Source organism: Microbacterium paraoxydans, from assembly GCF_019056515.1.
Taxonomy (GTDB): domain Bacteria; phylum Actinomycetota; class Actinomycetes; order Actinomycetales; family Microbacteriaceae; genus Microbacterium.
On record NZ_CP064873.1, the window covers coordinates 1271152 to 1297090 of the forward strand.

The 25939-nt window shown below is 72.0% G+C and carries 25 protein-coding genes; 12 read left to right on the forward strand and 13 right to left on the reverse strand.

The genetic code is table 11. The features are described 5' to 3' along the window. Positions 1–3 precede the first annotated feature (3 nt). Positions 4–996, forward strand: coding sequence for a stage II sporulation protein M (locus IZR02_RS05955; protein WP_025103038.1), 993 nt, complete (start codon positions 4–6; stop codon positions 994–996). Positions 997–1014: 18 nt separating this feature from the next. Here the strand turns inward: IZR02_RS05955 and IZR02_RS05960 are convergent, their stop codons facing one another. The 5 genes from IZR02_RS05960 to IZR02_RS05980 all read right to left on the reverse strand — a co-directional run bounded on the left by IZR02_RS05960 (position 1015) and on the right by IZR02_RS05980 (position 6515). After that, positions 1015–2322 (reverse strand): DUF58 domain-containing protein, encoded by a 1308-nt coding sequence (locus IZR02_RS05960; protein ID WP_025103039.1) that lies wholly within the window; start codon positions 2320–2322, stop codon positions 1015–1017. Next, a complete protein-coding gene (locus IZR02_RS05965; RefSeq protein ID WP_231729611.1) occupies positions 2323–3246 on the reverse strand; it encodes an AAA family ATPase in 924 nt (307 codons plus the stop codon). 97 nt (positions 3247–3343) lie between these two features. Then, positions 3344–4531, reverse strand: coding sequence for a DUF4350 domain-containing protein (locus IZR02_RS05970; protein ID WP_217316579.1), 1188 nt, complete (start codon positions 4529–4531; stop codon positions 3344–3346). Further along, positions 4528–5199 (reverse strand): DUF4129 domain-containing protein, encoded by a 672-nt coding sequence (locus IZR02_RS05975; RefSeq protein ID WP_025103042.1) that lies wholly within the window; start codon positions 5197–5199, stop codon positions 4528–4530. Before IZR02_RS05975 ends, IZR02_RS05970 begins: the two co-directional genes overlap by 4 nt. Next, entirely contained in the window at positions 5166–6515 is a 1350-nt protein-coding gene (locus tag IZR02_RS05980) for a glycerophosphoryl diester phosphodiesterase membrane domain-containing protein (RefSeq protein WP_025103043.1), read from the reverse strand. Before IZR02_RS05980 ends, IZR02_RS05975 begins: the two co-directional genes overlap by 34 nt. A gap of 95 nt (positions 6516–6610) precedes the next feature. Between IZR02_RS05980 and mtrA the strand changes: the two genes are divergently transcribed. The 5 genes from mtrA to hpf all read left to right on the forward strand — a co-directional run bounded on the left by mtrA (position 6611) and on the right by hpf (position 12220). Next, positions 6611–7291 (forward strand): MtrAB system response regulator MtrA, encoded by a 681-nt coding sequence (gene mtrA / locus IZR02_RS05985; RefSeq protein WP_025103044.1) that lies wholly within the window; start codon positions 6611–6613, stop codon positions 7289–7291. Between the two features lie 7 nt (positions 7292–7298). After that, positions 7299–8978 (forward strand): MtrAB system histidine kinase MtrB, encoded by a 1680-nt coding sequence (gene mtrB, locus IZR02_RS05990; protein WP_025103045.1) that lies wholly within the window; start codon positions 7299–7301, stop codon positions 8976–8978. Next, complete coding sequence (locus IZR02_RS05995) at positions 8975–10693, forward strand: LpqB family beta-propeller domain-containing protein (protein WP_025103046.1); 1719 nt, start codon at positions 8975–8977, stop codon at positions 10691–10693. Before mtrB ends, IZR02_RS05995 begins: the two co-directional genes overlap by 4 nt. 91 nt (positions 10694–10784) lie before the next feature. Further along, complete coding sequence (locus IZR02_RS06000; protein WP_025103047.1) at positions 10785–11432, forward strand: ComF family protein; 648 nt, start codon at positions 10785–10787, stop codon at positions 11430–11432. Between the two features lie 131 nt (positions 11433–11563). After that, the gene (gene hpf, locus IZR02_RS06005) at positions 11564–12220 is read left to right on the forward strand and encodes a ribosome hibernation-promoting factor, HPF/YfiA family (protein ID WP_025103048.1); all 657 of its coding nucleotides are present in this window, start codon (positions 11564–11566) and stop codon (positions 12218–12220) included. A 64-nt stretch (positions 12221–12284) separates the two neighbouring features. On the opposite strand, the gene IZR02_RS06010 is transcribed toward hpf, so the two are convergent. Both IZR02_RS06010 and IZR02_RS06015 read right to left on the reverse strand, forming a co-directional pair. Continuing rightward, positions 12285–13610, reverse strand: coding sequence for a hypothetical protein (locus IZR02_RS06010; RefSeq protein ID WP_025103049.1), 1326 nt, complete (start codon positions 13608–13610; stop codon positions 12285–12287). Between the two features lie 80 nt (positions 13611–13690). Beyond that, on the reverse strand, positions 13691–14323 hold the full coding sequence (locus tag IZR02_RS06015; RefSeq protein WP_025103050.1) for a PadR family transcriptional regulator: 633 nt from the start codon (positions 14321–14323) through the stop codon (positions 13691–13693). 188 nt (positions 14324–14511) lie between these two features. Here IZR02_RS06015 and secA point away from each other — a divergent pair, with 188 nt between their 5' ends. Continuing rightward, entirely contained in the window at positions 14512–17316 is a 2805-nt protein-coding gene (gene secA, locus IZR02_RS06020; protein WP_025103051.1) for a preprotein translocase subunit SecA, read from the forward strand. A gap of 67 nt (positions 17317–17383) precedes the next feature. Further along, positions 17384–18610, forward strand: coding sequence for a pyridoxal phosphate-dependent aminotransferase (locus IZR02_RS06025; protein WP_025103052.1), 1227 nt, complete (start codon positions 17384–17386; stop codon positions 18608–18610). Here IZR02_RS06025 and IZR02_RS06030 read toward each other — a convergent pair. Further along, on the reverse strand, positions 18501–19781 hold the full coding sequence (locus IZR02_RS06030) for an AAA family ATPase (protein WP_025103053.1): 1281 nt from the start codon (positions 19779–19781) through the stop codon (positions 18501–18503). The genes IZR02_RS06025 and IZR02_RS06030 overlap by 110 nt on opposite strands. Next, positions 19778–20401 (reverse strand): SAF domain-containing protein, encoded by a 624-nt coding sequence (locus tag IZR02_RS06035; protein ID WP_025103054.1) that lies wholly within the window; start codon positions 20399–20401, stop codon positions 19778–19780. Before IZR02_RS06035 ends, IZR02_RS06030 begins: the two co-directional genes overlap by 4 nt. Before the next feature lie 99 nt (positions 20402–20500). Here IZR02_RS06035 and IZR02_RS06040 point away from each other — a divergent pair, with 99 nt between their 5' ends. Beyond that, positions 20501–20779, forward strand: coding sequence for a helix-turn-helix domain-containing protein (locus tag IZR02_RS06040; protein ID WP_025103055.1), 279 nt, complete (start codon positions 20501–20503; stop codon positions 20777–20779). A gap of 4 nt (positions 20780–20783) precedes the next feature. On the opposite strand, the gene IZR02_RS06045 is transcribed toward IZR02_RS06040, so the two are convergent. Continuing rightward, positions 20784–21395 (reverse strand): hypothetical protein, encoded by a 612-nt coding sequence (locus IZR02_RS06045; RefSeq protein ID WP_025103056.1) that lies wholly within the window; start codon positions 21393–21395, stop codon positions 20784–20786. A 154-nt stretch (positions 21396–21549) separates the two neighbouring features. Here IZR02_RS06045 and IZR02_RS06050 point away from each other — a divergent pair, with 154 nt between their 5' ends. Both IZR02_RS06050 and IZR02_RS06055 read left to right on the forward strand, forming a co-directional pair. Beyond that, positions 21550–21936: an Rv3235 family protein gene (locus tag IZR02_RS06050; RefSeq protein ID WP_062766506.1), complete on the forward strand. Its 387-nt coding sequence runs from the start codon at positions 21550–21552 to the stop codon at positions 21934–21936. A 24-nt stretch (positions 21937–21960) separates the two neighbouring features. Continuing rightward, the gene (locus IZR02_RS06055; RefSeq protein ID WP_025103058.1) at positions 21961–23445 is read left to right on the forward strand and encodes a sensor histidine kinase; all 1485 of its coding nucleotides are present in this window, start codon (positions 21961–21963) and stop codon (positions 23443–23445) included. 58 nt (positions 23446–23503) lie between these two features. Here the strand turns inward: IZR02_RS06055 and IZR02_RS06060 are convergent, their stop codons facing one another. Further along, positions 23504–23752, reverse strand: coding sequence for a WhiB family transcriptional regulator (locus tag IZR02_RS06060; protein WP_017203224.1), 249 nt, complete (start codon positions 23750–23752; stop codon positions 23504–23506). Between the two features lie 230 nt (positions 23753–23982). Here IZR02_RS06060 and IZR02_RS06065 point away from each other — a divergent pair, with 230 nt between their 5' ends. Then, positions 23983–24369 (forward strand): hypothetical protein, encoded by a 387-nt coding sequence (locus IZR02_RS06065; RefSeq protein WP_025103059.1) that lies wholly within the window; start codon positions 23983–23985, stop codon positions 24367–24369. Positions 24370–24384: 15 nt separating this feature from the next. Here IZR02_RS06065 and bcp read toward each other — a convergent pair whose 3' ends face one another. Next, entirely contained in the window at positions 24385–24858 is a 474-nt protein-coding gene (bcp, locus tag IZR02_RS06070) for a thioredoxin-dependent thiol peroxidase (protein WP_025103060.1), read from the reverse strand. 9 nt (positions 24859–24867) lie between these two features. Next, positions 24868–25938, reverse strand: coding sequence for a ribosome small subunit-dependent GTPase A (gene rsgA / locus IZR02_RS06075; RefSeq protein WP_025103061.1), 1071 nt, complete (start codon positions 25936–25938; stop codon positions 24868–24870). Position 25939: the final 1 nt, after the last annotated feature.

Genomic DNA, 25939 nt, shown 5'->3' on the forward strand with positions numbered 1-25939 from the left:
CAGGTGGATGCCGATGCCCTCGCCGATGCACGCCGGTCCGAATGGGAGCGGTTGGACGCCCTGAGCCGGGCTCGTCTCGACGGCGCCGGCGTCGACGAGCTCATCGTGCGCTATCGCGCCGCCTCGGCCGACCTCGCGGAGCTGAAGACCTCCATCGGCGAGTCGCCGCAGGGCGCCTACCTCTCCACGATCCTCGTGCGCGCGCGACTCCGTCTCACCGGCGCCGCGGACAGCATCCTCACCCAGACGGCGCGCTTCTTCCGGCTGCAGCTGCCGGCGGCGCTGTACCGGCTGCGATGGACGACCCTCGTCATCGCTCTCGCCTTCGTGGCCGTCGCCGTCGGGACCGCCGCCTGGATCGCGAGCGATCCCGCCCTCGTCGCCACCCTCGGGCCGCCCGACGCCCTCCAGCAGTATGCCGACGAGAGCTTCACCGGGTACTACACGGAGAACCCCGCCGCGGTGTTCATGGGCATGGTCTGGACGAACAACGCCTGGATCGCGATGCAATGCGTGCTGTTCGGCGTGACCGGGATCTGGCCCGTCTACATGCTCGTGCAGAACGCCCTGGGCCTCGGCACGTCCGGGGCCGTGATGGCGATCCACGACAAGGCCGACCTCATGGTCCTCTACATCCTGCCGCACGGCATGCTGGAGATGACGTGCATCTTCGTCGCCGCGGCCGCCGGCCTGCACATGTTCTGGGCGTGGGTGGTGCCCGGCCCCCGCACGCGCGGTGAAGCGCTCGCCGCGGAGGGGAGGGCGCTGGCCACGGTCGCCCTCGGACTCGTGTTCGCGCTCTTCCTCTCCGGACTCGTGGAGGGCTTCGTCACCGGCTGGGCGCTGCCCTGGCCGGTCAAGATCGGCATCGGGGCGGCGGCGCTCGCGGTGTTCCTCATCTACATGCTCGTCGTCGGCCGCCGGGCGCACCTGCGGGGCGAGACCGGCGATCTGGTGGAGTACGAGTCGGGCACGCCACGGCTCGTCGCGGGCTGACGCCTCCGCGGACCGCGGTCAGAGCCGTCCCGCCGCCTTGAGCTCGAGGTAGCGGTCGGCGATCCGGGGCGGCAGATCCTCCGGGTCGGCGGCGATGGCCTCCCCGCCCGCCCGGCGGATCGCGTCCGCGACGTTCTCGGCGTCGCGAAGCGTGCGCTCGGCGGCGGCGGCGAGGTAGACCTCCTCGCGGGACCCCCGGGCACGGGCGAGCGCGGCGATGCCGTCATCGGTCACCGACCCGACGAGCACCGTGGTGGCCCGGGAGGCATCGGGGAAGGCCCCGAGGAAGCCCCGGGCGGACTCGGCCGCGTCCTGAGCGGTGAGCACGACGATGAGGGAGGGGCGGGTCGTCAGGGTGCGCACCGCCGCGAAGGCCGCGTGCCAGTCCGTGTCGACGAGACGGGCGTGCACCGGGGCCATGGCGTCGGTCAGCGCGGGCAGGAGCCCGGTGCCGTCCACGCCGGTGACCCGCGCCCGGGTGACACGGTCGTGCATGAGCAGGTGCACGTGATCACCGGCGCGGGAGGCGAGCGCGGAGAGCAGCAGGGCCGCCTCCAGCGCGGCGTCGAGTCTCGTGCCGTCGCCCACGCGTGCGGCCGCCGTCCGTCCGGTGTCGACGATGAGGACGACGTGCCGATCGCGCTCCGGGCGCCAGGTGCGGAGCATCGTGGTGCCCGCGCGTGCCGTCGCCCGCCAGTCGATCGAGCGCACATCGTCGCCGCGCACGTACTCGCGCAGAGAGTCGAACTCCGTGCCCTGGCCGCGTACCTGGATGCTCGTGTTCCCGTCGAGCTCGCGCAGGCGCGCGAGCCGCGACGGCAGGTGCTTGCGCGAGGAGAACGCCGGCAGCACGCGGATCGCGCCGCGGACGGGGTGCCGCGCCTGGCGGCCGGCGAGGCCCAGCGGGCCGCGGGAGCGGAGCACGACGAAGGCGCTGACCAGCTCGCCGCGGCGTCGCGGACGGAGGGGGATGTCCACGCGCCGGCGCTCGCCAGGCGGGATGCGCAGGTGCTGTCGCGACTCCGGCGCGCCGGCGGTGGGCTGCCAGGCGTCGCGGAGGAGGACGTCGAGCAGTCGGGCCCCGCGGTTCTCCACCGCCACGCTGACCGGGATCTGCTCGCCGAGACGCGCACGCGCCGGGACGCGCCGGGTGACGGTCGCCGCGCGGGGGTCACCCGCGAAGACGAGATCGACCACGACGAGGAGCACGCAGAGCCCGATCCATCCGCCCAGCACGGCGTACGGCGGGTACCCCGCCAGTCCCGCGAGGACCAGCGGCACGATGCCGACGGCGAGGGCGACGGCGAGGCGGCCCGTGACGAACACCTAGATCGGCACCCGGGTCTGCTGGACCACCGACGTCAGCACGGCGTCGGCGGACACGCCCTCCATCTGGGCGTCGGGGCGGAGCTGCAGGCGATGCCGCCACACCGGGACGAGCATCGTCTGGACGTGGTCCGGGGTCACGGCGGTGGAGGCGTTGAGCCACGCCCATGCCTTCGCCGCGGCGAGCAGGCCGGTCGAGGCCCGGGGACTGGCGCCGAGCTCGACGGAGGGGGACTGCCGGGTCGCGCGGGCGAGGTCGACCACGTAGCCCAGGACATCGTCCGTCACGTCGACCCGCGCAGCCGCCTGCTGCGCGGCACGGATCTCGTCGGCGCCGATCACCGCCTCGACGCCGGTGAGCTCCCGCGGGGAGAAGCCCTGGGCGTGGCGTCGCAGCACGGACACCTCCGCGTCCCGCTCCGGCATGCCCACGACGAGCTTCATCAGGAAGCGGTCGAGCTGCGCCTCCGGCAGCGAGTACGTCCCCTCGTGCTCGATGGGGTTCTGCGTCGCCGCGACGAGGAAGGGATCGGGCAGCGCGCGGCTGACGCCGTCCGCGGAGACCTGGCGTTCCTCCATCGCCTCCAGGAGCGCCGCCTGGGTCTTGGGAGGCGTGCGGTTGATCTCGTCCGCGAGCAGGATGTGCGTGAACACCGGTCCGGCGCGGAAGTCGAACTCCCCGGTCCTGGCGTCGTACACGAGGGATCCCGTGACGTCGCCCGGCATCAGGTCGGGGGTGAACTGGACCCTCTTGGTGTCGAGCCCCAGAGCCCGCGCGAACGAGCGCACCACGAGGGTCTTCGCCACTCCGGGCACCCCCTCGAGCAGGACGTGGCCGCGGGCCAGGAGCGAGACGAGCAGGCCGGTGACCGTACCGGCCTGGCCGACCACCGCCTTGTCGACCTCGGTGCGGACGCGGTGCATGGCCTGGCGCAGCGCGGCGTCGTCGGCGGGACTGTTCTCGTCGGTCACGGGGTCTCCTCGGCTTCGGTCGGGAAAAGGATGCGGGGTGGGCAGGTGCTCATGCGTCGCTCCGTGGGGTCTGCGCGCTCGTCTCCACGGCGGTCTCCAGCTCGTCGAGGCGTCGGGCGAGGGTGACCAGTGCCGCGTCGTCGGTGGGCGGCGGTCCCGCCAGCAGGCTCTGCAGCGTGCCGCGCGGGATCCGCAGCCGGTCGGCGGCGGCGTCCGCCACCTCGTCCGCACTCGCGTGCGCGGCCAGGCCCAGCCGCCGCGCCAACCGCCGACGGGTTCCCTCTCGGAGCGCCTCGGCCGCGTGCGGGGCGTCGGCCGCCCTCGCCGTCAGACGGGCGCGTCCGTGCATCGTCTCCGAGGCGCGCACGGTGACCGGCAGGGTCTCGGCGACGAGCGGACCGAATCGTCGGCCCCGGGCCACGGCCACGGCCAGGCCCGCGGTGAGCAGCAGCAGGATCGCCGGGGTGACCCAGTCCGGGGTGAGGGTGCCGAGCGTATCGGGGGTCGCGCCCTGGATGTCGGTGTCCTCGTAGGACGGCACGTACCAGACCACGCGCGCGGTCTGTCCGAGCAGGGCGAGACCGAGCGCGGCGTTGCCGTCCTCGGCGAGGGTCGCATTGCTGAAGAGCTTGACGCCCTCGACGACGGCTCGGTGTCCGTCACGGTCGTCCACGAGCACGGCGGCCGCATCGCCGTCGGCGAAGCAGCCGGTGACACCGTCGGCGGGGGCGAAGAGTCGATCGGGACGGATGTCGCCGACCTCGGCGAACGCGGGCACGGCGCACGCGGCCGGCCGGGGGGCCGCCGAGCCGGAGGCATTCTCGCCGATCGCCAGCTCGGAGAGGAGGTGCGTGCCGGTGGAGAGGAAGACCACACGGTCGGCCGGCGCGAGCAGATCCGCCAGAGCCTCGTCGGAGAGCGTGTAGGGGTTGGTCAGGGCGAGCGTGCTGTCCTCGTCGAGGGCGGCCGCGGCTGCCGCCCGGGAGCGGACGACCTCGACCTCGACGCCCTGATCCCGGAGGAGCTCGGCGAGCGCCAGGGCGCCGGTGTCGGACCGGCTCTCCGGGTCGAGCGCGCCCCGCGCACCGGGACCGGTCGCGGCGAGCTGCGAAGCCGCGAGGGCCACGGCGATCACGAGCACCGCGACGAGGACCCATCCCCACAGGGACGCGGTGCGACGCTTCGGCCGCTCCGCGGTGGTGTCGACGGCCTCGTCGGGAGGGGCGGTCGTCGTCATGCCGGCACCGCCTCTGGGCGGTGGGCGCGGAGCCGCTCGTCGGTCGCGGCGAGGTGGCGGTAGTCGTCTTCGGCGGCGGGATGGCGCAGGTACCGCACATCGTCGAAGGACGCGGCGGCGCGGCGCAGGGACTCGGCCTCCTCGGCGAACACCGCGCTCGCGGACCGGGCGATCGACTGCGCGGTCGCGCCGGGTGCCGGATCGATGAGATCGCGCTCGAGCAGGCTGCGGGCGATGGCCCGATAGCGCAGCACGACAGCCGTGTCCCAGTCGTTCTGCCGTGCGCTGCGCTCGGCATCGACGCGGAGCTGCGCGGCGCTGCGATCGTCGGCGGCGCCGAGCAGGTCGCCCTGGGGGCGGCGGATCGCTCGCGACCGTCGGGGGCGTCCCCAGACGAGCAGAGCGGTGACCAGGGCCGCGGCGATGAGCACCGTGACGACGATGAGCGCGGTGGGGCCGACGTTCGCGCCGTTGTCCCCGCTGAAGAGGTCGCCGAGGAAGCGCATCACGTCGCGCGCGAACAGATCGAACCAGGTGGGCTTCGCGTCCGCGTACCGCGGGTTGGACAGCTCCTCCTCGGCCCAGCGTCGTGCCTCCTCCCCGTCCGGGACGAAGACGTCGTCGAAGCGCCGCATCATGGCTGCCGGGAGCTGCCCGGAGCCGTCCATCCGCCTCCCGCATCGGCATCGGCGGGGGGCGAGGCCGGGGGTGCCGGCGCGGGTGGGGGCGGCGGGGCGAAGGAGGGAGGCGCCGTCTGCGCACCCGGCGCCGGATATCCGGGAGCCCCGTATCCGGGAGCCCCGTATCCGGGAGCCCCGTATCCGGGCGCGCCGTACTCGGGGGCGCCGTATCCGGGGGCGCCGTACGCCTGCGTCATCATGACGTGCTCCGGCACCTGACGCGGCGGGGGAGCACTGGTGACGGCCCGCGAGGGATCGACCGCGAAGGGATCGCCGAGCTGATCCTCGGGGACGCCGAGGTCGCGGCGCTCGACATGGGAGAGGAGGGCCTGGTCGAGACCCTCATAGCGCATCCGGCAGTCGAGGTAGACGAGCACGCCGCCGGTGCTCTGCACGACGATGGCGATCGCCTGCAGGATCAGCAGGAGAACCTGCGGGGCGAGGAGGGCGAAGACGTACCCGACCACCGCGCTCGGCTCACTGGCGCCGGTGGGCGCGATGACGGTGCCGAGGAACGAGGAGAGCATGGCGGTCGGGAAGCTGACCACCTGCATCGCCAGGCCCATGATCAGGCTGATGAGGAAGGTCACGCCGAATGCGACCCAGAAGCGGCCGCGGGTCAGGCGCCAGGACCGCACGAACGCCTCGCGGAACCGGGCGCGCTCCAGCACGAGGATCGACGGGACGAGCAGCAGCTTGGTCGACAGCCACACCGTGAGCGGGATCGCGGCCAGGCCCAGGAGGACCACGACGAGCACCACGATGCCGATCATCTCCGGGGTGCCGCCGAGGCCGCCGGCGATGAGCGCGCCGATGACGCCCGCGACGATGGCGAGGCCGCCGAAGAGGGCGAGCACCGAGAGGGAGGCGAATCCCGCGAGCCGCCAGAACGCCGGGGCCATCCGGCGCCACAGCATGCGCAGCGTGGCCTTGACGCCGACCGTGGCGTAGCCGACCTCGGCGGCCACGACGCCCTGCATGATCGCGGTGAACGCGATGGACGCGAGCCCGACGAGGAGCCCGGCGAGGAGGTTGATGGCGATCGTGCCGGCGAACACGGCCTCGAAGTCGGGGGAGGAGGGGGAGACCGTCTCCAACCGGGAGAACGTCGTGAACAGGACGACGCCCATCACCCCGGCCGTGGCGATGACCACGATGAGCTGGATGACGACGGCGAACCCGAACAGGACCTTGGGGTTGTGCCGCAGCGCCGCGAAGGCCTTGCCCAGCAGCATGCCGAAGGTCAGCGGGTGAAGGGGGATGATGCCCTTCCGGGGAGCTGGGGTCCACGTCTGGCCGCTCACGGGCCTCCCTCCGTCGTGCGCTCCCATCGTGTCATATCCTCGCGCTGAGGCGCAGACCTGCGGAGGGCGGGACTCGGTGCCATAAGGTAACAGTTATGACCTCACGCATCCTTGTGGTCGACGACGACACCGCGCTCGCCGAGATGATCGGCATCGTGCTGCGCACGGAGGGATTCGAGCCGGTGTTCTGCGCGGACGGCGCGCGCGCCGTCGACGAGTGGCGCGCGCAGCGTCCCGACCTGGTGCTCCTCGACCTGATGCTCCCCGGTATGGACGGCATCGAGATCTGCACGCGGATCCGCGCCGAGTCGGGGGTGCCGATCATCATGCTGACGGCACGCAGCGACACGGCCGACGTGGTGCGCGGTCTCGAGGTCGGCGCCGACGACTACATGGTCAAGCCGTTCAATCCCAAGGAGCTCGTGGCCCGCATCCGCACCCGGCTGCGGCCGACACCGCAGGCCTCCAGCGAGCAGCTGCGGATCGGCGACCTCACCGTCGACGTGGACGCGCACGAGGTGCGCCGCGGGACGACGCCGATCGCCCTCACGCCGCTGGAGTTCCAGCTCCTCGTGGCCCTCGCCTCCAAGCCGCAGCAGGTGTTCTCCCGCGAGATGCTCCTCGAGCAGGTCTGGGGCTACCACTACAAGGCCGACACGCGGCTCGTGAACGTGCACGTGCAGCGCCTGCGGGCGAAGGTCGAGCTCGACCCGGACAACCCCAAGATCGTCATGACGGTCCGCGGCGTGGGCTACCGCGCCGGCAGCGTCACCTAGAGACCCCATGGCCGCGACGACAGCGACCACGGCCGTCGCCGTCCTCCGCGACTGGCGCGGCTGGCCGGACGTGCTGGCGGCGCTGTGGCGACGGTCGCTCCGGTTCCGCACCCTCGCGATCACCCTGGTCGCCACGTCGCTGGCGATCTTCATCACGTGCGTCACGATGGCGCTCGTCATCCAGAACGACCTCTTCGTGTCGCGGAAGAACGTCGCGCTGGAGGATGCCCGCCGGGCGGTGGACCAGGCGCAGTCGCTCCTGGACGTGGCGGAGGTGGGCGACGACCCCGCGGCGCTGACCGATCTCTGGAACGGCATCCCGGACACCCTCTCGCGCACGTCGAGTGCCGACCAGCTCGCCGGCTTCAAGATCCAGGACGGTTCAGGGACGGTACGGCTCAACGGCTTCACCGCCGGGCTGACGCCGGATCTGCTGAGCCCCGAGCTGCAGGCCCGGGTCCGCGAGTTCGACGACCGGCAGGCCTGGCAGTCCGTCGCCCTGCCCACCGAGGATGGCGGCGTCGTGCCGGGCATCGTCGTGGGGCAGCAGCTCCAGGTGCCGCAAGCCGGATCCTTCGAGATCTACTTCGCCTACGACCTCGCCGACGCCGACCAGACCCTCGTCTTCGTGCAGAGGACCCTGTGGATCGCCGGCATCGGGCTGGTCGCCATCGTCGCGGCCATCTCCTGGATCGTGCTGCGGACCGTGTCCACCCCGATCGTCCAGGCGGCGGAGACGAGCGCACGGCTCGCGGCGGGCGATCTCGGCGTGCGGCTGGAGGTGCACGGCGAGGATGAGCTCGCGACCCTCGGCCGCTCCTTCAACGCGATGGCCGACAGCATCGAGGCGCAGATCAAGGAGCTCGGCGAGCTGTCCATGGTGCAGCAGCGCTTCGTGTCCGACGTCTCGCACGAGCTCAGGACCCCGCTGACGACGATCCGCCTCGCCGCCGACATGCTCAACGACCAGCGTGACGAGTTTGATCCCACGACCGCACGCACCGCCGAGCTCCTGCACGCGCAGGTGCAGCGGTTCGACACGCTGCTGGCCGACCTGCTGGAGATCAGTCGCTACGACGCGGGGTCCGTGCAGCTCGAGCTGGAGGCCACGAGTCTCGCGCAGCTCGCGGAGGACGTGATCGAGCAGATGCGGCCGCTCGCGGAAGGGCACGGCACGGAGATCCGTCTCGTGGCACCCGGCGGCTACTCGCCGGTCGACATGGACCCGCGCCGCGTGCGGCGGGTGCTGCGCAACCTCATCGGCAACGCGATCGAGCACGGCGAGGGACGCCCGGTCGTCGTCACGGTGGACAGCAACCAGCACGCGGTGGCGGCCGGCGTCCGGGACTTCGGGCTGGGCATGGACCCCGGAGACGCGGAGCGGGTGTTCGACAGATTCTGGCGGGCGGACCCGTCGCGTCAGCGCACGATCGGCGGCACCGGGCTCGGGCTGTCGATCGCCCTCGGCGACGCCACCCTCCACGGCGGGACCCTGGCGGTCTGGTCCGAGCTCGGCGTCGGCTCCCACTTCGTCCTCACCGTGCCCCGCCACGACCGGGTGCTCGACGGACCCAGTCCGATCCCGGTGGAGCCGCAGGAGCCCCTCGCCGAGCTCGGTGATGCCACGCAGCCGATCTCCATCGCCGAGACGTACTCTGATCTCCTCGACGGGAAGGACCAGTCATGAGCACGCGCGCGTCACGTCGCCTCCTCCGCGCCGCTGCCGTGGCGGTCGTGGCCCTGCTGCTGCCGGCCTGTGCGGGGCTGCCGACGAGCGGAGACGTGGCGGTCGGCCTCGAGCTCGGGGAGTCGCCCGACGACGTCGACGTCCTCCCCGTCGCCTCCGGACCGATCGCGGGCGCGGGGCCGGAGGAGATCGTGGAGGGCTTCCTCGAGGCGGGCATCACGACCTCGGACAACTGGGCCACGGCGCGCGAGTTCCTGGCGCCCTCGCTGCAGCGGAGCTGGCGCCCGTCGGCGGGCGTCTCCATCGACGCCGGAGCGGAGACGCGGACCCTGACCTCGAACGTCGCCGACGACCAGGTCGAGGACGCCGACGAGGCCGAGGTGCAGGTGCTGCTCGAGCTGCTCGCGAGCGTGGACGACTCCGGGGCGTACAGCGGCGCCCCCGGGGATTCGAGCATCCCGTTCGCCCTGGCCCGGGACGAGGACGGCGAGTGGCGCATCACCCAGGCACCGGACGGCGTCGTGATCGACGAGGCGCGGTTCCCCAACGTTTTCGAGGGGTACTCGCTGCAGTGGTTCGATGCGGGCTGGTCGCGACTGGTCCCGGACATACGGTGGTTCCCCCGCCGTCAGAGCCCGGCGACCACGGTGACTCAGGCGCTCGTCGCCGGAACCCCGGCGGAGTGGCTCGACCCGGCGGTCCAGACGGCCTTCCCCGCCGACGTGCAGCTGGCGCAGGACGCGGTGCTGATCACGGCGCAGGTCGCCGAGGTGTCGCTGACGCGTCCCGCGGCTGGTCTCGACCGGACGACCCTGGCGCGCATGCGCACCCAGCTGCAAACCACGTTGAGGGCCGCCGGCGTGAACGTCACCCAGGTGCGCTTCAGCGTCGACGGGAGGGCTCTCGACGCGGGGGTCGTCGAGCTCGCCGACTCCACGCCGGAACCGGGGACGCTGGTGCTGAAGGACGGCGTGTTCGGGCGCATCGTCGGCGACGAGATCGCGTCGATCCCCGCGATCAGCCCGCAGATCCAGTCCGTGTCGCAGCCGATCGAGGCGATCGACGTCGCCGCGGACGATGCGAGTGCCGCGCTCCAGCTCGATGACGGCCATGTGTACCTCGTGGGCAAGAGCTCGCGCGACGAGCTGGATGCTCGTCCTGGCCTGGTGCAGCCGTCCCTCGACCCCTACGGCTACGTGTGGTCGGTCCCCGCGGGCGCGCCGCAGGCCGTGCAGGCCGTCGGTCCGGACGTGGTCGCCCACAAGGTCGCCGGTGCCTGGCCGAGCGCCTCCTCCATCTCCGACCTGCGGGTGGCGGCGGACGGCGCCCGCGTGGCGGCGGTGATCGTGGTCGGCGGCCAGCGCTGGCTCGCGGTCGCGTCGGTGGTGCGGGACGGGTCCGGTGTGCCGACGGACCTCGGCGAGATGCGCCCGCTGCTCCAGCTCACCGAGGCGTCGACGGGACTCGCCTGGCTGGGTCCGGATCGCCTGGCCGTCCTGACCGATTCGTCCACCCCGCGGCTCCTGGTGCAGCCGGTCGGCGGTCCCGGGTCGGCGGAGACCGCACCCAGCGACGCCGCGTCGGTCGCCGGCGCCCGCACTCCCGCGGGCGTGCGCATCCTCGATGCCGATGGTCAGCTGTTCGCTCACGCCGGCTCGGCGTGGCGCGAGGTCGCGGAGGGCGTCGCGATCCTCGCCACCCGCGCCGGGGAGTGACCGCTCCTGCACAGCGGCGGATGACGTCCATCCGCCCGCACCTCGTCCCCTTCGTGGCCCGCGCGGCGGCTCCGGGCGACAGGATGCCCGCATGGGGATCACGACACGGACGCACGCGCTCCTCGCCGAGATCGGCGCCCTTCTGCTCGCCGCGCGGTGCGCCGGGTGCGAGCGTCCGGGGACGCTGCTCTGCGACGACTGCCGGCACGCGCTCGATCCGTCGCCGCGCGAGGTGCGCACGCCGGCGGGCCTGCGGGTCCGAGCCGCGCTCGCTCTGGAGGGTCCCGCAGCGTCCTGCATCCGGCGGATGAAGGGGGAGGGCGAGACGCTCCTGGCCCGGCCGCTCGGCGCCGCGCTCGCCGCTGTCCTGACGCCCGTCCTCGTCCCCGGGGTCTGGGTGATCCCGGTGCCGACCTCGCGCGCCGCGTTCCGTCGTCGGGGCACCCGCGTTCCGGAGCTCCTCGTCCGGCGCGCCGGAGCCGATCCGCAGCGCGTCCTGACCCTCACGCGCCGGGTGCGCGACCAGCGCGAGCTGGCTGCCCCGGACCGCGCCGCGAACGTCCGCGGGGCGATGATCTCGCGGCGCCGGGGATCCGGGGCCCCGGCGGTGGTCGTGGACGACGTGGTCACGACGGGAGCCACGCTCGACGAGGCGGTCCGGGCGCTCGTCGCCGCCGGGTTCGTGGTCGTCGGGGCCGTCGCGCTCGCCGCCACGCCGAAGTCGCCGGAATCCGGATGAGGTTCATCGAAGACTCACCGGAGACACAGGGTCGAGGGCCGTGACATCCGCCGCGCGTCGGACTACGGTGGGGTGTCACAAGGCGACCACGGTCCGCCCTTGGCCGGGTGGACCGGGACAAGGAGGCAGCAATGGAAACGAGCATCGTGGGCGTCGGAGTGGGCATCACCGATCGCTTCCGCACCGTCGTCGAAGAGAAGATCGCCAAGATCCAGACACTCGCCGCCAAGGCGCAACGTCTGGACGTGAAGGTCACGCACCGGGTCTACCGCAACGGGCGCATCCCGGACGAGACGGTCGAGCTGACGCTGGTCGGCAAGGGCCCCGTGGTCCGTGCCGAGGCCGTCGACGGCGACAAGTTCGTGGCTCTCGACCTCGCGATCGACAAGATGACGGAGCAGCTGCGCCGCGCGAAGGAGAAGCGCGTCGACGGACGACAGCATCCGCGCGGCCCGCACTTCGAGAAGGGCAGCGGATCGCTCGAGGGCATCGACGTGCAGCCGGCCTCCGCCGAGGTGCTGCACGCCGTCGCGACCGGCAGCATCCCGGTGCAGAGCGAGGAGGAGGAGGACTACTCGCCCGTCGTCATCCGCACGAAGAGCTTCGAGGCGGAGTGGATGACGGTGGAGGAGGCCGTCGACCGGATGGAGCTCGTCGGGCACGACTTCTTCCTCTTCGTCGATGCGCGCACCGACCACCCGAGCGTGGTCTACCGCCGCAAGGGCTGGGACTACGGTGTCATCGCCCTGAGCACGCAGGCTCCGCCCGCCGAGGCGCTCGCCTCCTGATCCGACCGAGAACGGCCCGATCCCCGCGGGGGTCGGGCCGTTCTCGTGTGAAGACCGGACGGCGTCAGTCGAAGATGCCGTCGAGGATGCTGCCGATGACGAGCCCGCCGAGGATGCCGGAGGCGAGGTCGCCGCCGCCCATCCCGCCGCCGCGACGAGGACCGCCGCCCCATCCGCCGCCCCAGTCCTGATCCTGCGGGCGGGACGAGTCGATGTCGCGCTGCGCGAGCTGGAGGGCCTCCGCGGCGAGGCGCGCGACGCGGCGGGCCTGGGCGAGCGCCGCCTCGCGGGTCTCTTCGGCAGGAAGCAGGGCCGGGAGATCGACGCGGAGTCGTTCCGCCTCGGCGAGACGGGTGCGCGCATCGGCGCCGATCCATCCGCGATGCCCGGCGATGAGCCCGCGGGCCACGCCCAGCTGGCGGTCGGCGTCGTCGATCGCGTGCTGGACCTGCGCGATGCTCGGCAGCGGATTCTCGGCGCGATGCCGGGCGGTGGCGATCGCGTCGTCGAGACCGGCGTTGGCTTCGCGCAGACGCGAGAGCTCGGCGAACGGGTCGTTGGGCTGGCCCGAGGGGGTGAGGGCGGCCAGGGCCGCCTGCAGCCGGGCGACGGCCTCCGCCACGGCGGGCGTGGAGGGAGCGGTCCGGGCGGCGATGAGGTCGTTGCGGGAGTCCGCGATGACCTCGGCCAGCGTCGACTCGGCGCGCAGGGCCTCGATCTCGAAGTCCTCCACCGCGTCGAGCAGGGCAGCGGCGCGACGCGTCGCCTCGGTGGCCGTCTCCAGCGCGAGGTTCGCCTCCTCGTTCTGCTTCGCGGCGCGGCGACGCTCCGAGATGTCGGCGCTGTGGGTCGCGAAACGGATCAGCTGCTCCGCCTCGGCCGCGCTGGCGGTGATCTGATGCATGGCGGAGTCGGAGTAGCGGGCGGACAGCCGGGACACCGTCTCGTCCGTCTGCGGGATGCGGGCGCTCAGCGCCTCGGCGTCCGCGCGGACCTGGGCGATGATCTCGGGCGCGCGCCGCACCTTCGCGACGGACTCCGCGAGCACGGTGGTCTTCTCGTCGAGGAGGTCCTGGGCCCAGTCGCAGAGCTGCAGGATGCGCGCGTTCCGCGTGCGCAGCTCCTCGTCGGTGTCCGGGATCTCGTCGTGGTTGAGCTGGTGGAGCTGGAAGGCCTCCCGCAGGTGCGTGCGCACCGACAGCAGCGCGGCCTTGAGGTCGGCGGTCAGGGACTCGCCGAGCTCGGCCTCCGCGAAGACGAGCTCATCGGAGGTGGTGCGGATGCGCTCGTCGGCGGCGACGAGTGCCTGTTCCGCACGCCGGGCGAGGTCCGCGTCCTGTGCGGCGAGTTCTTCCTGTTCGCGTTTGCGTCTGCCCCAAAATCCAGCCATGTGCCGATCCTAGTTTCCCGGGCGCGTGCGCGGGCTGAGCATCCGCTCCAGGCGAACGGCGGGCATCGTCGGCCGGTGCGTCAGGCGGGGAGGGCGACGGGATCGCCGCCGACGACGGGGGAGGGCGCCGCCTTCGCGGGGCGTCCTCGCTTGGGGCGTTCGGTGGTCAGCTCCAGGGCCATCTCGGGATGGGGGTGTTGCGCGAGTCGGGCCTCCGCCTGGTCGAGCCACCGGAGCTCGGCCTCCGCGGCGCAGACGAGCGAGTCGAGGACGAGCGACCACGCGAGATCCTCGGGGCTGCCGGCGGCGAGGCCGGGGGAGGGCGTGCGCCGCAGGTCCTCGAGCCGCTGCCGCGAGGCGTCCCGCTGGCTGCGGAGGATGGCGGCGGCATCGACTCCGGGCAGCGTGGCCGCGACGGCGAGCTTCACGGCGAGCTCCTCGCGCGTCGCGGGAGCGCGGAGCACGGGGGTGGTGAGCCAGCGTGCCGCCTCGGCCGAGCCCGCGGGCGTGATGCGCCAGTACACGTGACCGTGGTCGTCGGCCTCCCCGCGCTGGACCAGCCCATCCCGCTCGAGCCGCTCCAGGGTGTTGTAGATCTGGCCGACGTTGAGCGGCCAGGTCGATCCGGTCCGGCGGTCGAACTCGTGGCGGAGCTGGTAGCCGTAGCAGGGGCCCTGGTCGAGGATGGCGAGCAGGCTCTGGCGTACGGACATGACCGGTCTCCCGAGGATGGCGGATGGAAAGCAGTGCCGAGTATATGCATACCGGGCAATTTCCCGGACGCGGCGCGGCGGCCCCATGCAGGCGACGTGGAGGTCACAGGCCGGTAACATGGCAAAGTATGCCTGGCGCTCGCCTCACGGCGGCCGGCGAATGACCCAATGACAGGGAGATGACATCCGTGGCGAATCCTCTTGAGAAGCTGCTGCGCGCAGGTGAGGGGCGGATCATCCGCCGTCTGAACCAGGTGGTGAAGGCGGTGAACGCCCTCGAGGAGGACATCTCCCAGCTCACGGACGACGAGCTGCGCAACGAGACCGCCGAGCTGCGCGCCCGCTACGAGAAGGGTGAGACGCTCGACCAGCTCATGCCCGAGGCCTTCGCCGCGGTGCGCGAGGCCGCCAAGCGCACGCTCGGCATGCGCGCCTACGACGTGCAGATCATGGGTGGCGCCGCCCTCCACCTCGGGAACATCGCCGAGATGAAGACCGGTGAGGGCAAGACGCTCGTCGCCACCTTCCCCGCCTATCTGAACGCCATCGCGGGCAAGGGCGTGCACGTCATCACCGTGAACGACTTCCTCGCGAGCTACCAGGCGGAGCTGATGGGCCGCGTCTACCGCGCCCTCGGCATGACGACGGGCATCATCGTCTCCGGCCAGACACCCGCCGTGCGCCGGGAGCAGTACGCGGCCGACATCACCTACGGCACGAACAACGAGTTCGGCTTCGACTACCTCCGCGACAACATGGCCTGGCGCAAGGAGGACCTCGTCCAGCGCGAGCACTTCTTCGCGATCGTCGACGAGGTGGACTCCATCCTCATCGACGAGGCCCGCACGCCGCTCATCATCTCCGGGCCGTCCTCGGGCGAGGCGAACCGCTGGTTCGCGGAGTTCGCCAAGATCGCGCGCACGCTCGTCGCCGGCGAGGACTACGAGGTCGACGAGAAGAAGCGCACCGTCGGCGTCCTGGAGCCGGGCATCGAGAAGGTCGAGGACTACCTCGGCATCGACAACCTCTACGAGTCCGCCAACACGCCGCTCATCTCGTTCCTGAACAACTCGATCAAGGCGCTCGCGCTGTTCAAGAAGGACACCGACTACGTCGTCATGAACGACGAGGTCATGATCGTCGACGAGCACACCGGACGCATCCTCGTCGGACGCCGTTACAACGAGGGCATCCACCAGGCGATCGAGGCGAAGGAGGGGGTGCCGGTCAAGGCCGAGAACCAGACCCTCGCCACCGTCACTCTGCAGAACTACTTCCGCCTCTACGACAAGCTCGCCGGCATGACCGGTACGGCCGAGACCGAGGCCGCCGAGTTCATGTCGACGTACAAGCTCGGCGTCATCCCGATCCCCACCAACAAGCCGATGATCCGCAAGGACCAGCCGGACCTGGTGTACAAGAACGAGGCGGCGAAGTTCGCGCAGGTCGTGGAGGACATCGCCGAGCGCCACGCGAGCGGGCAGCCGGTGCTGGTCGGCACCACCAGCGTCGAGAAGAGCGAGTACCTGTCGCGCCTGCTCGCCAAGAAGGGCGTCAAGCACGAGGTCCTGAACGCGAAGAACCACGCCCGTGAGGCGGAGATCGTCGCCCGCGCCGGCCGCCTCGGCGCCGTGACGGTCGCGACGAACATGGCCGGCCGAGGCACCGACATCATGCTCGGCGGAAACGCCGAGTTCCTGGCGGTGCAGGAGCTGAAAGCGAAGGGACTCGACCCGGTGGAGACGCCGGAGGAGTACGAGGTCGCGTGGGACGAGACCTACGAGACCATGAAGAAGGTCGTCGAGGAGGAGGCCGAGAAGGTCATCGAGGCCGGTGGCCTCTACGTGCTCGGCACCGAGCGCCACGAGTCGCGCCGCATCGACAACCAGCTGCGCGGTCGGTCCGGTCGTCAGGGCGACCCCGGCGAGAGCCGCTTCTACCTGAGCCTCACCGACGACCTCATGCGGCTGTTCCAGTCCGGCGCCGCCGAGGCGATCCTCGCCCGCACGAACTTCCCCGACGACGTGCCGATCGAGTCGGGTCTCGTGTCCCGGGCGATCCGCAGCGCCCAGTCGCAGGTCGAGGCCCGCAACGCCGAGATGCGCAAGAACGTCCTCAAGTACGACGACGTCCTCAACCGTCAGCGCGAGGCGATCTACGCCGACCGCCGCCACATCCTCCAGGGCGACGACATCGCCGATCGGGTGCAGCACTTCATCGAGGACGCGATCAGCGGCGTCGTGAAGGACCACACCGGCGAGGGCCACAACGAGAGCTGGGACTTCGACGCCCTCTGGACCGAGCTGAAGACGCTGTACCCGGTGAGCGTCACGATCGACGAGGTCGTGTCGGAGGCCGCAGGACGCAAGGGCGGCATCACCGCCGAGGGCCTGACGCGTGAGCTGCTGTCGGACGCGAAGATCGCCTACGAGAAGCGCGAGGAGTCGCTGGGCGAGGCCGCGACCCGGGAGCTCGAGCGTCGCGTCGTCCTGCAGGTGCTCGACCGCCGCTGGCGCGACCACCTGTACGAGATGGACTACCTCAAGGACGGCATCGGCCTCCGGGCGATGGCGCAGCGCGATCCGCTCATCGAGTACCAGCGCGAGGGTTACGCGATGTTCCAGTCGATGATGGGCCAGATCAAGGAGGAGTCGGTCGGCTACCTCTACAACCTCGAGGTCGAGGTCCGTCGCGCCGGCGACGCCGAGACGGCGGAGGTCGAGGCCAAGGGGCTCGCCACCGACGGTGGAGAGCAGCGCCTGGAGTACTCGGCGGCGAACGACGCCGGCGAGGTCGAGGTCCGCAACGACCGCGGGCAGGTCCAGCAGGCCGCGACCGACCGGATGCGCCAGGCCGCGGCCCGGGCGCAGGCTCCGCAGCAGGCCGAGCCGGAGGAGGCCCCGCGCGGCGCCTTCGGCCAGCGCACGGAGCCGGCCGCCCCGGCGGCGGGCAACCGCGAGCAGCGGCGCGCGCAGAGCAAGAAGAAGAAGTAGCCTTCGGGTGACGAGGAGGGCCAGTCCGTGCGGATTGGCCCTCCTGTCGTCCCTGTAGGCTTGATCGATGACACCATCGCGCACCTTCGACCAGTCGTCGAAGCTCAAGAACGTCCTGTACGAGATCCGCGGAAACGCCCTCGTCGAGGCGGCGCGATTGGAAGCAGAGGGCCACCGGATCCTCAAGCTCAACACCGGCAACCCCGCGATCTTCGGCTTCGACGCCCCGCACCAGATCGTGCACGACATGCTCGCGGCGCTCCCCACGGCCCACGGCTACAGCGACAGCAAGGGCATCATCTCCGCCCGGCGTGCCGTCGTGAGCCGGTACGAGGAGATCGACGGGTTCCCCCGTTTCGATCCCGACGACGTGTACCTCGGCAACGGCGTCTCCGAGCTGATCACCATGACCATGCAGGCGCTGCTGGACGAGGGGGACGAGGTCCTCATCCCCGCTCCCGACTACCCGCTCTGGACGGCCATGACGAGCCTCGCGGGCGGCACGCCCGTGCACTACCTCTGCGACGAGGAGCAGGGCTGGCAGCCCGACCTCGAGGACATCCGGTCCAAGATCACGCCGCGGACCAAGGCGCTCGTGATCATCAACCCGAACAACCCCACCGGCGTGGTCTACTCCCGGCAGGTGCTGGAGGGCCTCGTGCAGATCGCGCGCGAGCACCAGCTGCTCATCCTCTCCGACGAGATCTACGACCGCATCCTGTTCGACGACGCCGTGCACATCCCGACGGCGACCCTGGCCCCCGACCTGCTCTGCCTCACGTTCAACGGGCTCTCCAAGACGTACCGCGTGGCCGGCTACCGGTCCGGCTGGATGGTCGTCACGGGACCGCAGGACCACGCCAAGGGCTTCATCGAGGGCATCACGCTGCTGGCCTCGACCCGGCTCTGCCCGAACGTCCCGGCGCAGCACGCCGTCCAGGCGGCGCTGTCCGGGGTCCAGTCGATCGACGCCCTGGTCGCCCCGACCGGGCGGCTCCACGAGCAGCGCGACATCGCCTGGGAGGGGCTGGAGGCCATCCCCGGCGTGTCCTGCGTGAAGCCCCAGGGTGCGCTCTACGCCTTCCCGCGACTGGACCCGAACGTGCACGAGATCCGCGACGACGCCAAGCTCGTCTACGACCTGCTGGTATCCGAGCACATCCTGCTCGTGCAGGGGACGGGCTTCAACTGGCCGACGCCGGATCACCTGCGCCTCGTGACCCTGCCAGAGCCGCGAGTGCTGAGCGAAGCCGTCGAGCGCCTCGGGAACTTCCTGTCGAGCTACCGGCAGTAGCCTCCGCGGGCACGGACGCATCGAGGTCGGCCGCCAGCCGGCGCACGGCGGCGACCATCGTCGAGCGCGGGGCGACGTCGGAGATCGGCCGGGCGTGGAGCAGCGCCGCATCGACGGCACGACGGTCGTAGGGCAGGAAGGCGATGTCGGTGAGGCCGGCGAACCTCTCCAGCGTGCGACGGATCTGACTCCGGGCGTCGAGGCCGAGGGGTCCCGGTCGCACCTGATTGACGACCACCGTCATCGGCGTCCGCCCCACGAGGCGGCGGACCTCGGCGTGGTCGCGGAGGAAACGGCTGATCCCCACCGGGTCGGCGGGAGCCACCGCCACGACCCGGTCCGCTGCGCCCAGTGCCGCGGTGGTCGCGGCGTGCCGACGGGGGCCGACGACATCATGGGTGGCTTCGTCGTCGGCGTCGATCGCCGCGGAGACGTCGACGATCGTCTCGTCCCGCCAGGTGCGGCAGGCCTCGAGGGCCGCCCGCAGCCGCGCATCCGACAGCTCCGGCCAGCGGCTCGGACGGTTGAGCCCGGCGAGCACGTCGACCTCGGTGCCGCCGGCGAGCAGCCGGACCGAGAGCCGGGAGAGCTCCGCGGGATCCAGCGCCCCGGTCCCCGCGCGGCGGCAGGCTCCGGCGAGCCCCGGGGCGTCGTCGTCCATGCCCAGGAGCAGGGCGAGCGAGGGAGCCACGGTGTCCGCATCGGCCAGGGCTGTCCGCCGACCGCGACGGGCGAGCTCGACGGCGAGCTGGATCGCGACCGTCGACCGTCCGGGCGCCCCGTGCGGGCCCCAGACCGTCGTGATGCGCGACGGGGAGACCGGCAGTCGCGGGGCGTTGAGCGCATCCGCGGACAGTGCCGCGGCGATCTCCCAGCCCGCCGCATCGGTGCGCAGTGGCGGGGCGAGCCCGAGCCGGGCCACCGCTCGGCTCTCCGGGTCGCCGAGCGTGAGGATGCGGACGCCCGCGCGGTCGCAGGCCGCCCGCAGCTCGACCGTCAGCGTCTCCCTGGTCGCGGGTACCACCACCGCCTCCACGTCCGGTTGCAGGCGCGCGATGAGGGCCGCGGGCGCGGCGGACGGCAGGGCTATCCCCGTGATGCCCTCCCACTCCAGCTCCGCCACGAGCGCATCCACGCGGGGTGCGGCCACGGCCAGGAGGACGACGCTCACGATCCGGACCCGACGGGGACGACGGAGAGCGCCGCCCCGCCGGTGACCGCGCCCAGCACGGCGGCGACGTCGCTGCGGTCGATCACGATCTCGACCTCCGCCGCCCCGTCGGCGAGGAGCCCGTCCGGTTCGAGGATGGTGCGGACGGCGACGTCCCCGACGAGGATGCGCGGCTCGTCGTAGGAGCGGCCGTCGTCGCGCAGCGGCGCCTGCCAGACCTCGACCTCCGTGCCGGTCGCCACATCCTCCGGGAGAGCGACGCTGCTCTCGACGACGACCGTGGTCGTGTGGCTGCTCTCCGCTCCGGCCGTCGCCGTCCGCGGCAGGAGCTCCCCCTTCGTCAGGGTGCGGGCCGCAATCCGCCCCGCGGCGAGCTGCTCCGGCCGGAGGTAGTCGTCGGAGACCGCCCCGAGCGCCACGTCGACGGTCTGGAAGTCGGAGGCACGGAGGACCTCGCCGCGGACGATCGTGCGCCGGGCCTGGAGCACGGGACTCGCCTGGTCCGCAGCGGTGACGATGGACCAGACGCCGGCGACCGAGGCGAGCACGAGGACGATGCCGACCGCGAAGCGGAGGTCGCCCCGGAGGCGGCGACGAGGGGAGCGGAAGAGCGGGGCCATGGCGACATCGTCACAGAAACGCCGTCCGGGGCGACCGAGTTATCCACAAGGTCCCGCCGATCTCCGACACCGTGCCGGACGGCCGCCCAGAATGAGGGCATGACACCCCCGCACCCGCAGACCCCCCGTTTCCTCGCGCCCGCCCAGGTCGCCGAGCTGCTGAGCATCGACGTCGACGAGGTGATCGCCCTCGTGCACGCCGGGCATCTGCGCGGCGCCCCGCTCGGGGCACCCGCCCGGTGGCGCATCGAGGAGCCGAGCATCGAGGAGTACCTCGCCGCGCAGACGGAGGAGGCGCGGCGCATGGCGCTGTGGCGGCAGTCCCAGGCGGCCAGCTTCCCGGAGCTCTGGGGTCGTTCGGTCACGCCCTTCGCGTGAGCGTTCAGATCGACGCGGTGCCGAGGACGCGCACCGCGGAGAGCGCGGCGTACGGCACCATCCGGAAGCCGTGCACCGCATCCGCGCGGCGGGCAGCGCCGCTGTCGTGCTCGGCGAGATCCAGGTGATCGACGGCGGCACGGTCGATGGTGCCGTGCAGGTCGTCCCCGACCAGCAGCCGGAGCTGCACGGGGAGGCGACGCCGGGCGAGGTCGCGGAGCACGAAGCCCAACGTCATCCGCTCGCGCAGCGTCGACGCGCCGGGGCTCTCCGCGGCGAGGCTCGCCAGCATCGCCCCGTGGTCGACCGTGAGCCCGCGCACCGCCGCCATCGGGACGAGCAGGACGGCGCTCTGCAGCCGTGCGCCCTGCGGCACCCGGGGGAGCGCGGCCACCCAGTCCACCCCCAGCGACCGCAGCCCCACGGGCACCCTGGCGCCGTCGGCGAGGTGGAGGATCGCCTCGGCCTGCGCCGCGCACAGGTGCCGCAGACGCGAGCGGAGATCGAGTCGGGCGATGCGGAGGCGCTCGGACTCGGCGTCGCGAGCGGCGCGTTCCGCCTCCCATTCCGCGGCGAGCTGCCCTTCCAGGTCGTCGAAGAGGGATTCCCAGTGCATCCGACCGAGCGTACGGCCGCGCGCCGCCGCACCCGAGTTATCCACATCGGCACCGTCGCGTACGGGTTGTCCACAGACCTTCGCCGTCGTCCCCGCCGGCGGTCCACGCCGTGGTCTACTGACGTCTCGCCGACGCCTTCGAGGGGAGAACCCGATGATGCTGGCCGAGTTCTTCGGACCACAGCCCACCCCCGCCGATCAGCTTCCCGACCCCGCGCTCCTGGTCCGGAGCCTCACACGGGGCGCGCTCGAGGCGCTCGCCGGGATCCGCGAGGTGGATCAGCTGGCGCGGTGGTTCAGCGAGGAGGCGTACCGCAGCCTCGTCACCCGTGCGAACCTCGCCGCTCGCGCCCGCAGCGCACGCGGGGTGCCGCCGGCCCGGCCGACCTTCGTCATCCGCACCGTGCGGGTGACCCATCCGCGCGACGGCATCGTCGAGGCGGTCGTCGTGGTGGCGGGGCCGGGGCGCACGCGCGCGGTGGCCCTCCGGCTGGAAGGGCTCGACCACCGGTGGCGCGCGACGTCGCTCGCCATCCTCTGAGGTGCGGGACTCTAGGCTGGGGAGGTGTCAACCCTCAGTGATCTCGCCCAGGCCCAGGGCCTTCTGACCGACGACGACGTGGAGTGGCTGCATCGGCTCGCCGGTGACGGACAGCTCCTCGCCGACCTCGCCTCCGCCGACATCGTCCTGTGGATCCAGACCGAGGACGGCTCGTTCATCGCCGTCGCGCACGCGCGGCCCAGTGGCGCGGCGACGCTGTTCTACCGCGACATCGTCGGCGAGCGCGTGCGGCCGCAGTGGCGGACGCAGGTGCAGGGCGCCTTCGAGTCCGCGGAGATCGTGGACTCGTCCTCGCCGGACTGGTTCGAGGAGACGCCGACGCGGGTGCGCGCCGTGCCGATCGTGATCGAGCGCCGCGGAGAGGACAAGGCTCCCCGCGTGATCGGCGTGGTGACGCGGCACACGAATCTCGGAGAGGTCCGCACCCCTTCCCGTCAGCAGATCACCTTCGACGAGTGCGCCAACGACCTGTTCCGGATGATCGCCGACGGGAGCTTCCCCGACCCGGCCGCGCCGACGTCGCCTCGACGCGGGGCGCCCCGTGCGTCGGACGGCCTGATCCGCATCGACGTCGACGGCATCACCACGTTCGCGAGCCCGAACGCGCTCTCCGCGTTCAACCGGATGGGATTCGACGACGAGCTGGAGGGGGAGTCCCTGGCGGAGGTGACCACCCGGCTCGTGCCGCCGTCCCGTCAGGTCGACGAGTCCCTGCCCGTGGTCGTGACCGGACGGGCGCCCTGGCGCACGGACATCGAGGCGCGGGGCGTGACCGTCTCGCTCCGTGCCATCCCCTTGAAGGACCACGGCACGCGCATCGGCGCCATCGTGCTCTGCCGCGACGTCTCGGAGCTGCGTCACCAGGAGCAGGAGCTCATCACCAAGGACGCGACGATCCGCGAGATTCACCACCGGGTGAAGAACAATCTGCAGACGGTCGCCTCGCTGCTGCGGATCCAGGCGCGGCGCACGCACTCCGACGAGGCGCGCGACGCCCTCACCCAGGCCATGCGCCGCGTGGACGCCATCGCGGTCGTGCATGACACGCTCGCGCAGGGCCTCACGCAGAAGGTCGACTTCGACGAGGTCTTCCACCGGGTCCTCAAGCTCGTCGCCGAGGTCGCCTCGGCGCCGAACACCCGAGCGCGCACGCAGTCCACGGGGCGTTTCGGTGTGCTCCCCAGCGAGTACGCCACCCCGCTGGCGCTGGCGCTGACGGAGGTCGTGACGAACGCCGTCGAGCACGGTCTCGCCGGACAGGAGGGCGTCGTCACGATCGATGCGAAGCGCACGGAGGACAACCTCCGGGTGACGGTGCGCGACACCGGTCACGGGCTTCCCGAGGGTCGGGTGGGGCAGGGTCTGGGGACGCAGATCATCCGCACCCTCATCCAGGGCGAGCTCGGCGGCACCATCGACTGGCAGGGGAGCGAGGGCGAGGGCACCGAGGTGGTCATCGACATCCCGCTGCGCTGGCTGGAGCGCTGAGCCCGCCCGTGCACGCAGAAGCGGCCTGAGACCGGGTCTCAGGCCGCTTCCGTGAATCTCAGGAGGCGCGGCGGGCGCGGGCCGCGCGACGCTTGAGAGCGCGACGCTCGTCCTCGGAGAGGCCGCCCCAGACGCCGGAGTCCTGGCTGGTCTCCAGGGCGTACTGCAGGCAGATCTCGGTGACCGTGCAGGTCGCGCAGACCGTCTTGGCCTTCTCGATCTGGTCGACGGCCGGGCCGGTGTTCCCGACGGGGAAGAACAGTTCGGGGTCGACGGTCAGGCAGGCGGCCTTGTCACGCCAGTCCATGGGGGCTCCTCGGTGTGGATTTCATGAGATGTCGCGATGCGACCTCTCGATTCGGGTGACGGTTCGGGTTCCGCTACCATGTTGAGATACGGGCGGATGCCCGCTGATTGTGATGCGAACGCGAACGTTCGCCCCACGCCGCTGTGGGAGCACATGACTTTCTCTATTCTGTTACATGAATACCCTGAAATCAAGGGTTTTCTCGTCATTCGATCCCCGGGAGGACACCCGTGCGCGCACCGGGAATCGCCCGCGCCGCCGCCGCCGTGCTGGCGGTGGAAGCCATCGCCCTGCTCGTGTTCGCCGCGATCGAGATGGCCGGACTCGGGGCGGGGGACGCCGCGTCGCTGCCGACGGCCATCGCTCTCATCGTCCTGACGCTGATCGGCGCCGCCGCACTCGCGGCCTTCGCGTTCGGCACCCGCGCGGGACGCTCCTGGGCGCGATCCGGGGGCGTGGTGTTCCAGGTCCTCGCGATCGCCCTGGCGCTCGGAGCCCTCACGCTGCCGCCCATCCCGTGGGCCTTCGTGCTCGGACTCGGCATCCCGGCCGTCGCGGGCTTCGCACTCCTCATCGCGAGCGCACGCCGGGAGGGCTCACGCCGCGAAGCGGAGTGAGCGGGACCCGACCCGTCAGGCGTCGATGCCGAGCTGCTTGCGCAGCCGCGCGACGTGGCCCGTGGCCTTCACGTTGTACTGCGCGCTCGTGATGATGCCCTCCTCGTCGAGGACGAACGTCGAGCGGATCACACCTTCGACGAGCTTGCCGTAGTTCATCTTCTCGCCCCAGGCGCCGTACGCCTCGTGCACCGCGTGGTCGGGGTCGCTGAGCAGCGGGAACGTGAGGCCGTCGCGGTCGCGGAAGGCGGCGAGCTTCGCCGGCTCGTCCCGCGAGACGCCGACGACCTGATACCCGGCGCCCTGCAGCGACGAGATGCTGTCGCGGAAGTCGCAGGCCTCCGTCGTGCACCCCGGCGTCATGGCAGCCGGGTAGAAGTACAGCACCGTCTTCGTGCCGCGGAGGTCGGCCAGGCGGATGGTGTTCCCGTCCTGGTCGAGCAGGGAGAAGTCGGGGGCGGCGGTTCCGGTTTCCAGGCGTTCGGTCACCCGTCCAGCCTATCGTCCGGGGGGCTGCTCCGCCTTGTCGGCGAAGGTCTGCAGGAGGCGCTGCAGGGAGTCCAGCCGGGCGCGCCCCGTCTCGCTCAGCTCGCCGCGCTCCGCCGCCTCGATGAGGGCGCAGTCCGGCGCGTCGGGGAGGTGGGTGCAGCCGCGCGGGCAGTCCTCGGCGATGACGGCGAGCTCGGTGAAGGCGGCGAGGATGTTCGCGGGGTCGACGTGCCCGAGGCCGAAGGAGCGGACGCCGGGGGTGTCGATGACCCAGCCGGAGCCGTCGGCGCTCTCGTAGCGTAGCGAGACGGTGGAGGAGGAGGTGTGTCGCCCGCGGCCGGTGACCTGGTTCACGTGTCCGGTGGCGCGGCCCGCGGTCGGCACCAGGGCGTTCACCAGCGTCGACTTGCCGACACCGGAGTGTCCGACGAACACCGTCGAGTGGCCGATGAGTGCGGCGCCGATCTCGTCGAGCGGCATCTCGTCCTGTGCGCTCGTGAAGACCCGGAGATCGAGGCCCTCGAAGTGCGCGAGGAACGGCGCGGGGTCGGCGAGATCGGTCTTCGTCACGACCAGGAGGGGACGGATGCCGGCGTCCAGTGCGGCGACGAGGTAGCGGTCGACGAGCCGGGCGCGGGGCTCGGGGTCGGCCGCCGCGACGACGACGAGCATCTGGTCGGCGTTCGCGACGATCACCCGCTCGACCTCGTCGGTGTCGTCGGCGCTGCGGCGGAGGAGCGAGGTGCGCTCGACGATGCCCACGATCCGGCCGAGCGTGCCCTCGTCGCCCGAGGTGTCGCCCACGACACGGGCCTGGTCGCCCGTCACGATGGGCGTGCGCCGCAGCTCCCGCGCGCGCGCTGCGGTGATCGTGCGCTCCTGCGGGGTGTCCTCGTCGAGGAGCACGGAGTACCGGCCACGGTCGACGCCGAGGACCCGGCCGATCTGCGCGTCCTCGTGCGCGGGACGGCGTTTGGTGCGCGGCCGGTTGGCCTTCGGGTTCGGACGCGTGCGGATGCTGCTCTCGTCGTAGTCCTCGAAGTCGTCCTCGAGGTCGTCGGCGTCGTTCAGCCAGCTCACC

Excerpts from the sequence above, each read along its gene's own strand:
- IZR02_RS06015 (WP_025103050.1), bottom strand. The coding sequence starts at position 14,323 with ATGTCCGTACGCCAGAGCCTGCTCGCCATCCTCGACCAGGGCCCCTGC.
- IZR02_RS06060 (WP_017203224.1), bottom strand. The coding sequence starts at position 23,752 with ATGGACTGGCGTGACAAGGCCGCCTGCCTGACCGTCGACCCCGAACTG.
- IZR02_RS05965 (WP_231729611.1), bottom strand. The coding sequence starts at position 3,246 with ATGCACCGCGTCCGCACCGAGGTCGACAAGGCGGTGGTCGGCCAGGCC.
- hpf (WP_025103048.1), top strand. The coding sequence starts at position 11,564 with ATGGAAACGAGCATCGTGGGCGTCGGAGTGGGCATCACCGATCGCTTC.
- mtrB (WP_025103045.1), top strand. The coding sequence starts at position 7,299 with ATGGCCGCGACGACAGCGACCACGGCCGTCGCCGTCCTCCGCGACTGG.
- IZR02_RS06025 (WP_025103052.1), top strand. The coding sequence starts at position 17,384 with ATGACACCATCGCGCACCTTCGACCAGTCGTCGAAGCTCAAGAACGTC.
- IZR02_RS06000 (WP_025103047.1), top strand. The coding sequence starts at position 10,785 with ATGGGGATCACGACACGGACGCACGCGCTCCTCGCCGAGATCGGCGCC.
- IZR02_RS05975 (WP_025103042.1), bottom strand. The coding sequence starts at position 5,199 with ATGGACGGCTCCGGGCAGCTCCCGGCAGCCATGATGCGGCGCTTCGAC.
- mtrA (WP_025103044.1), top strand. The coding sequence starts at position 6,611 with ATGACCTCACGCATCCTTGTGGTCGACGACGACACCGCGCTCGCCGAG.
- IZR02_RS05995 (WP_025103046.1), top strand. The coding sequence starts at position 8,975 with ATGAGCACGCGCGCGTCACGTCGCCTCCTCCGCGCCGCTGCCGTGGCG.
- IZR02_RS06050 (WP_062766506.1), top strand. The coding sequence starts at position 21,550 with ATGATGCTGGCCGAGTTCTTCGGACCACAGCCCACCCCCGCCGATCAG.
- IZR02_RS05970 (WP_217316579.1), bottom strand. The coding sequence starts at position 4,531 with ATGACGACGACCGCCCCTCCCGACGAGGCCGTCGACACCACCGCGGAG.
- IZR02_RS06010 (WP_025103049.1), bottom strand. The coding sequence starts at position 13,610 with ATGGCTGGATTTTGGGGCAGACGCAAACGCGAACAGGAAGAACTCGCC.
- IZR02_RS06045 (WP_025103056.1), bottom strand. The coding sequence starts at position 21,395 with ATGCACTGGGAATCCCTCTTCGACGACCTGGAAGGGCAGCTCGCCGCG.
- IZR02_RS06035 (WP_025103054.1), bottom strand. The coding sequence starts at position 20,401 with ATGGCCCCGCTCTTCCGCTCCCCTCGTCGCCGCCTCCGGGGCGACCTC.
- IZR02_RS06040 (WP_025103055.1), top strand. The coding sequence starts at position 20,501 with ATGACACCCCCGCACCCGCAGACCCCCCGTTTCCTCGCGCCCGCCCAG.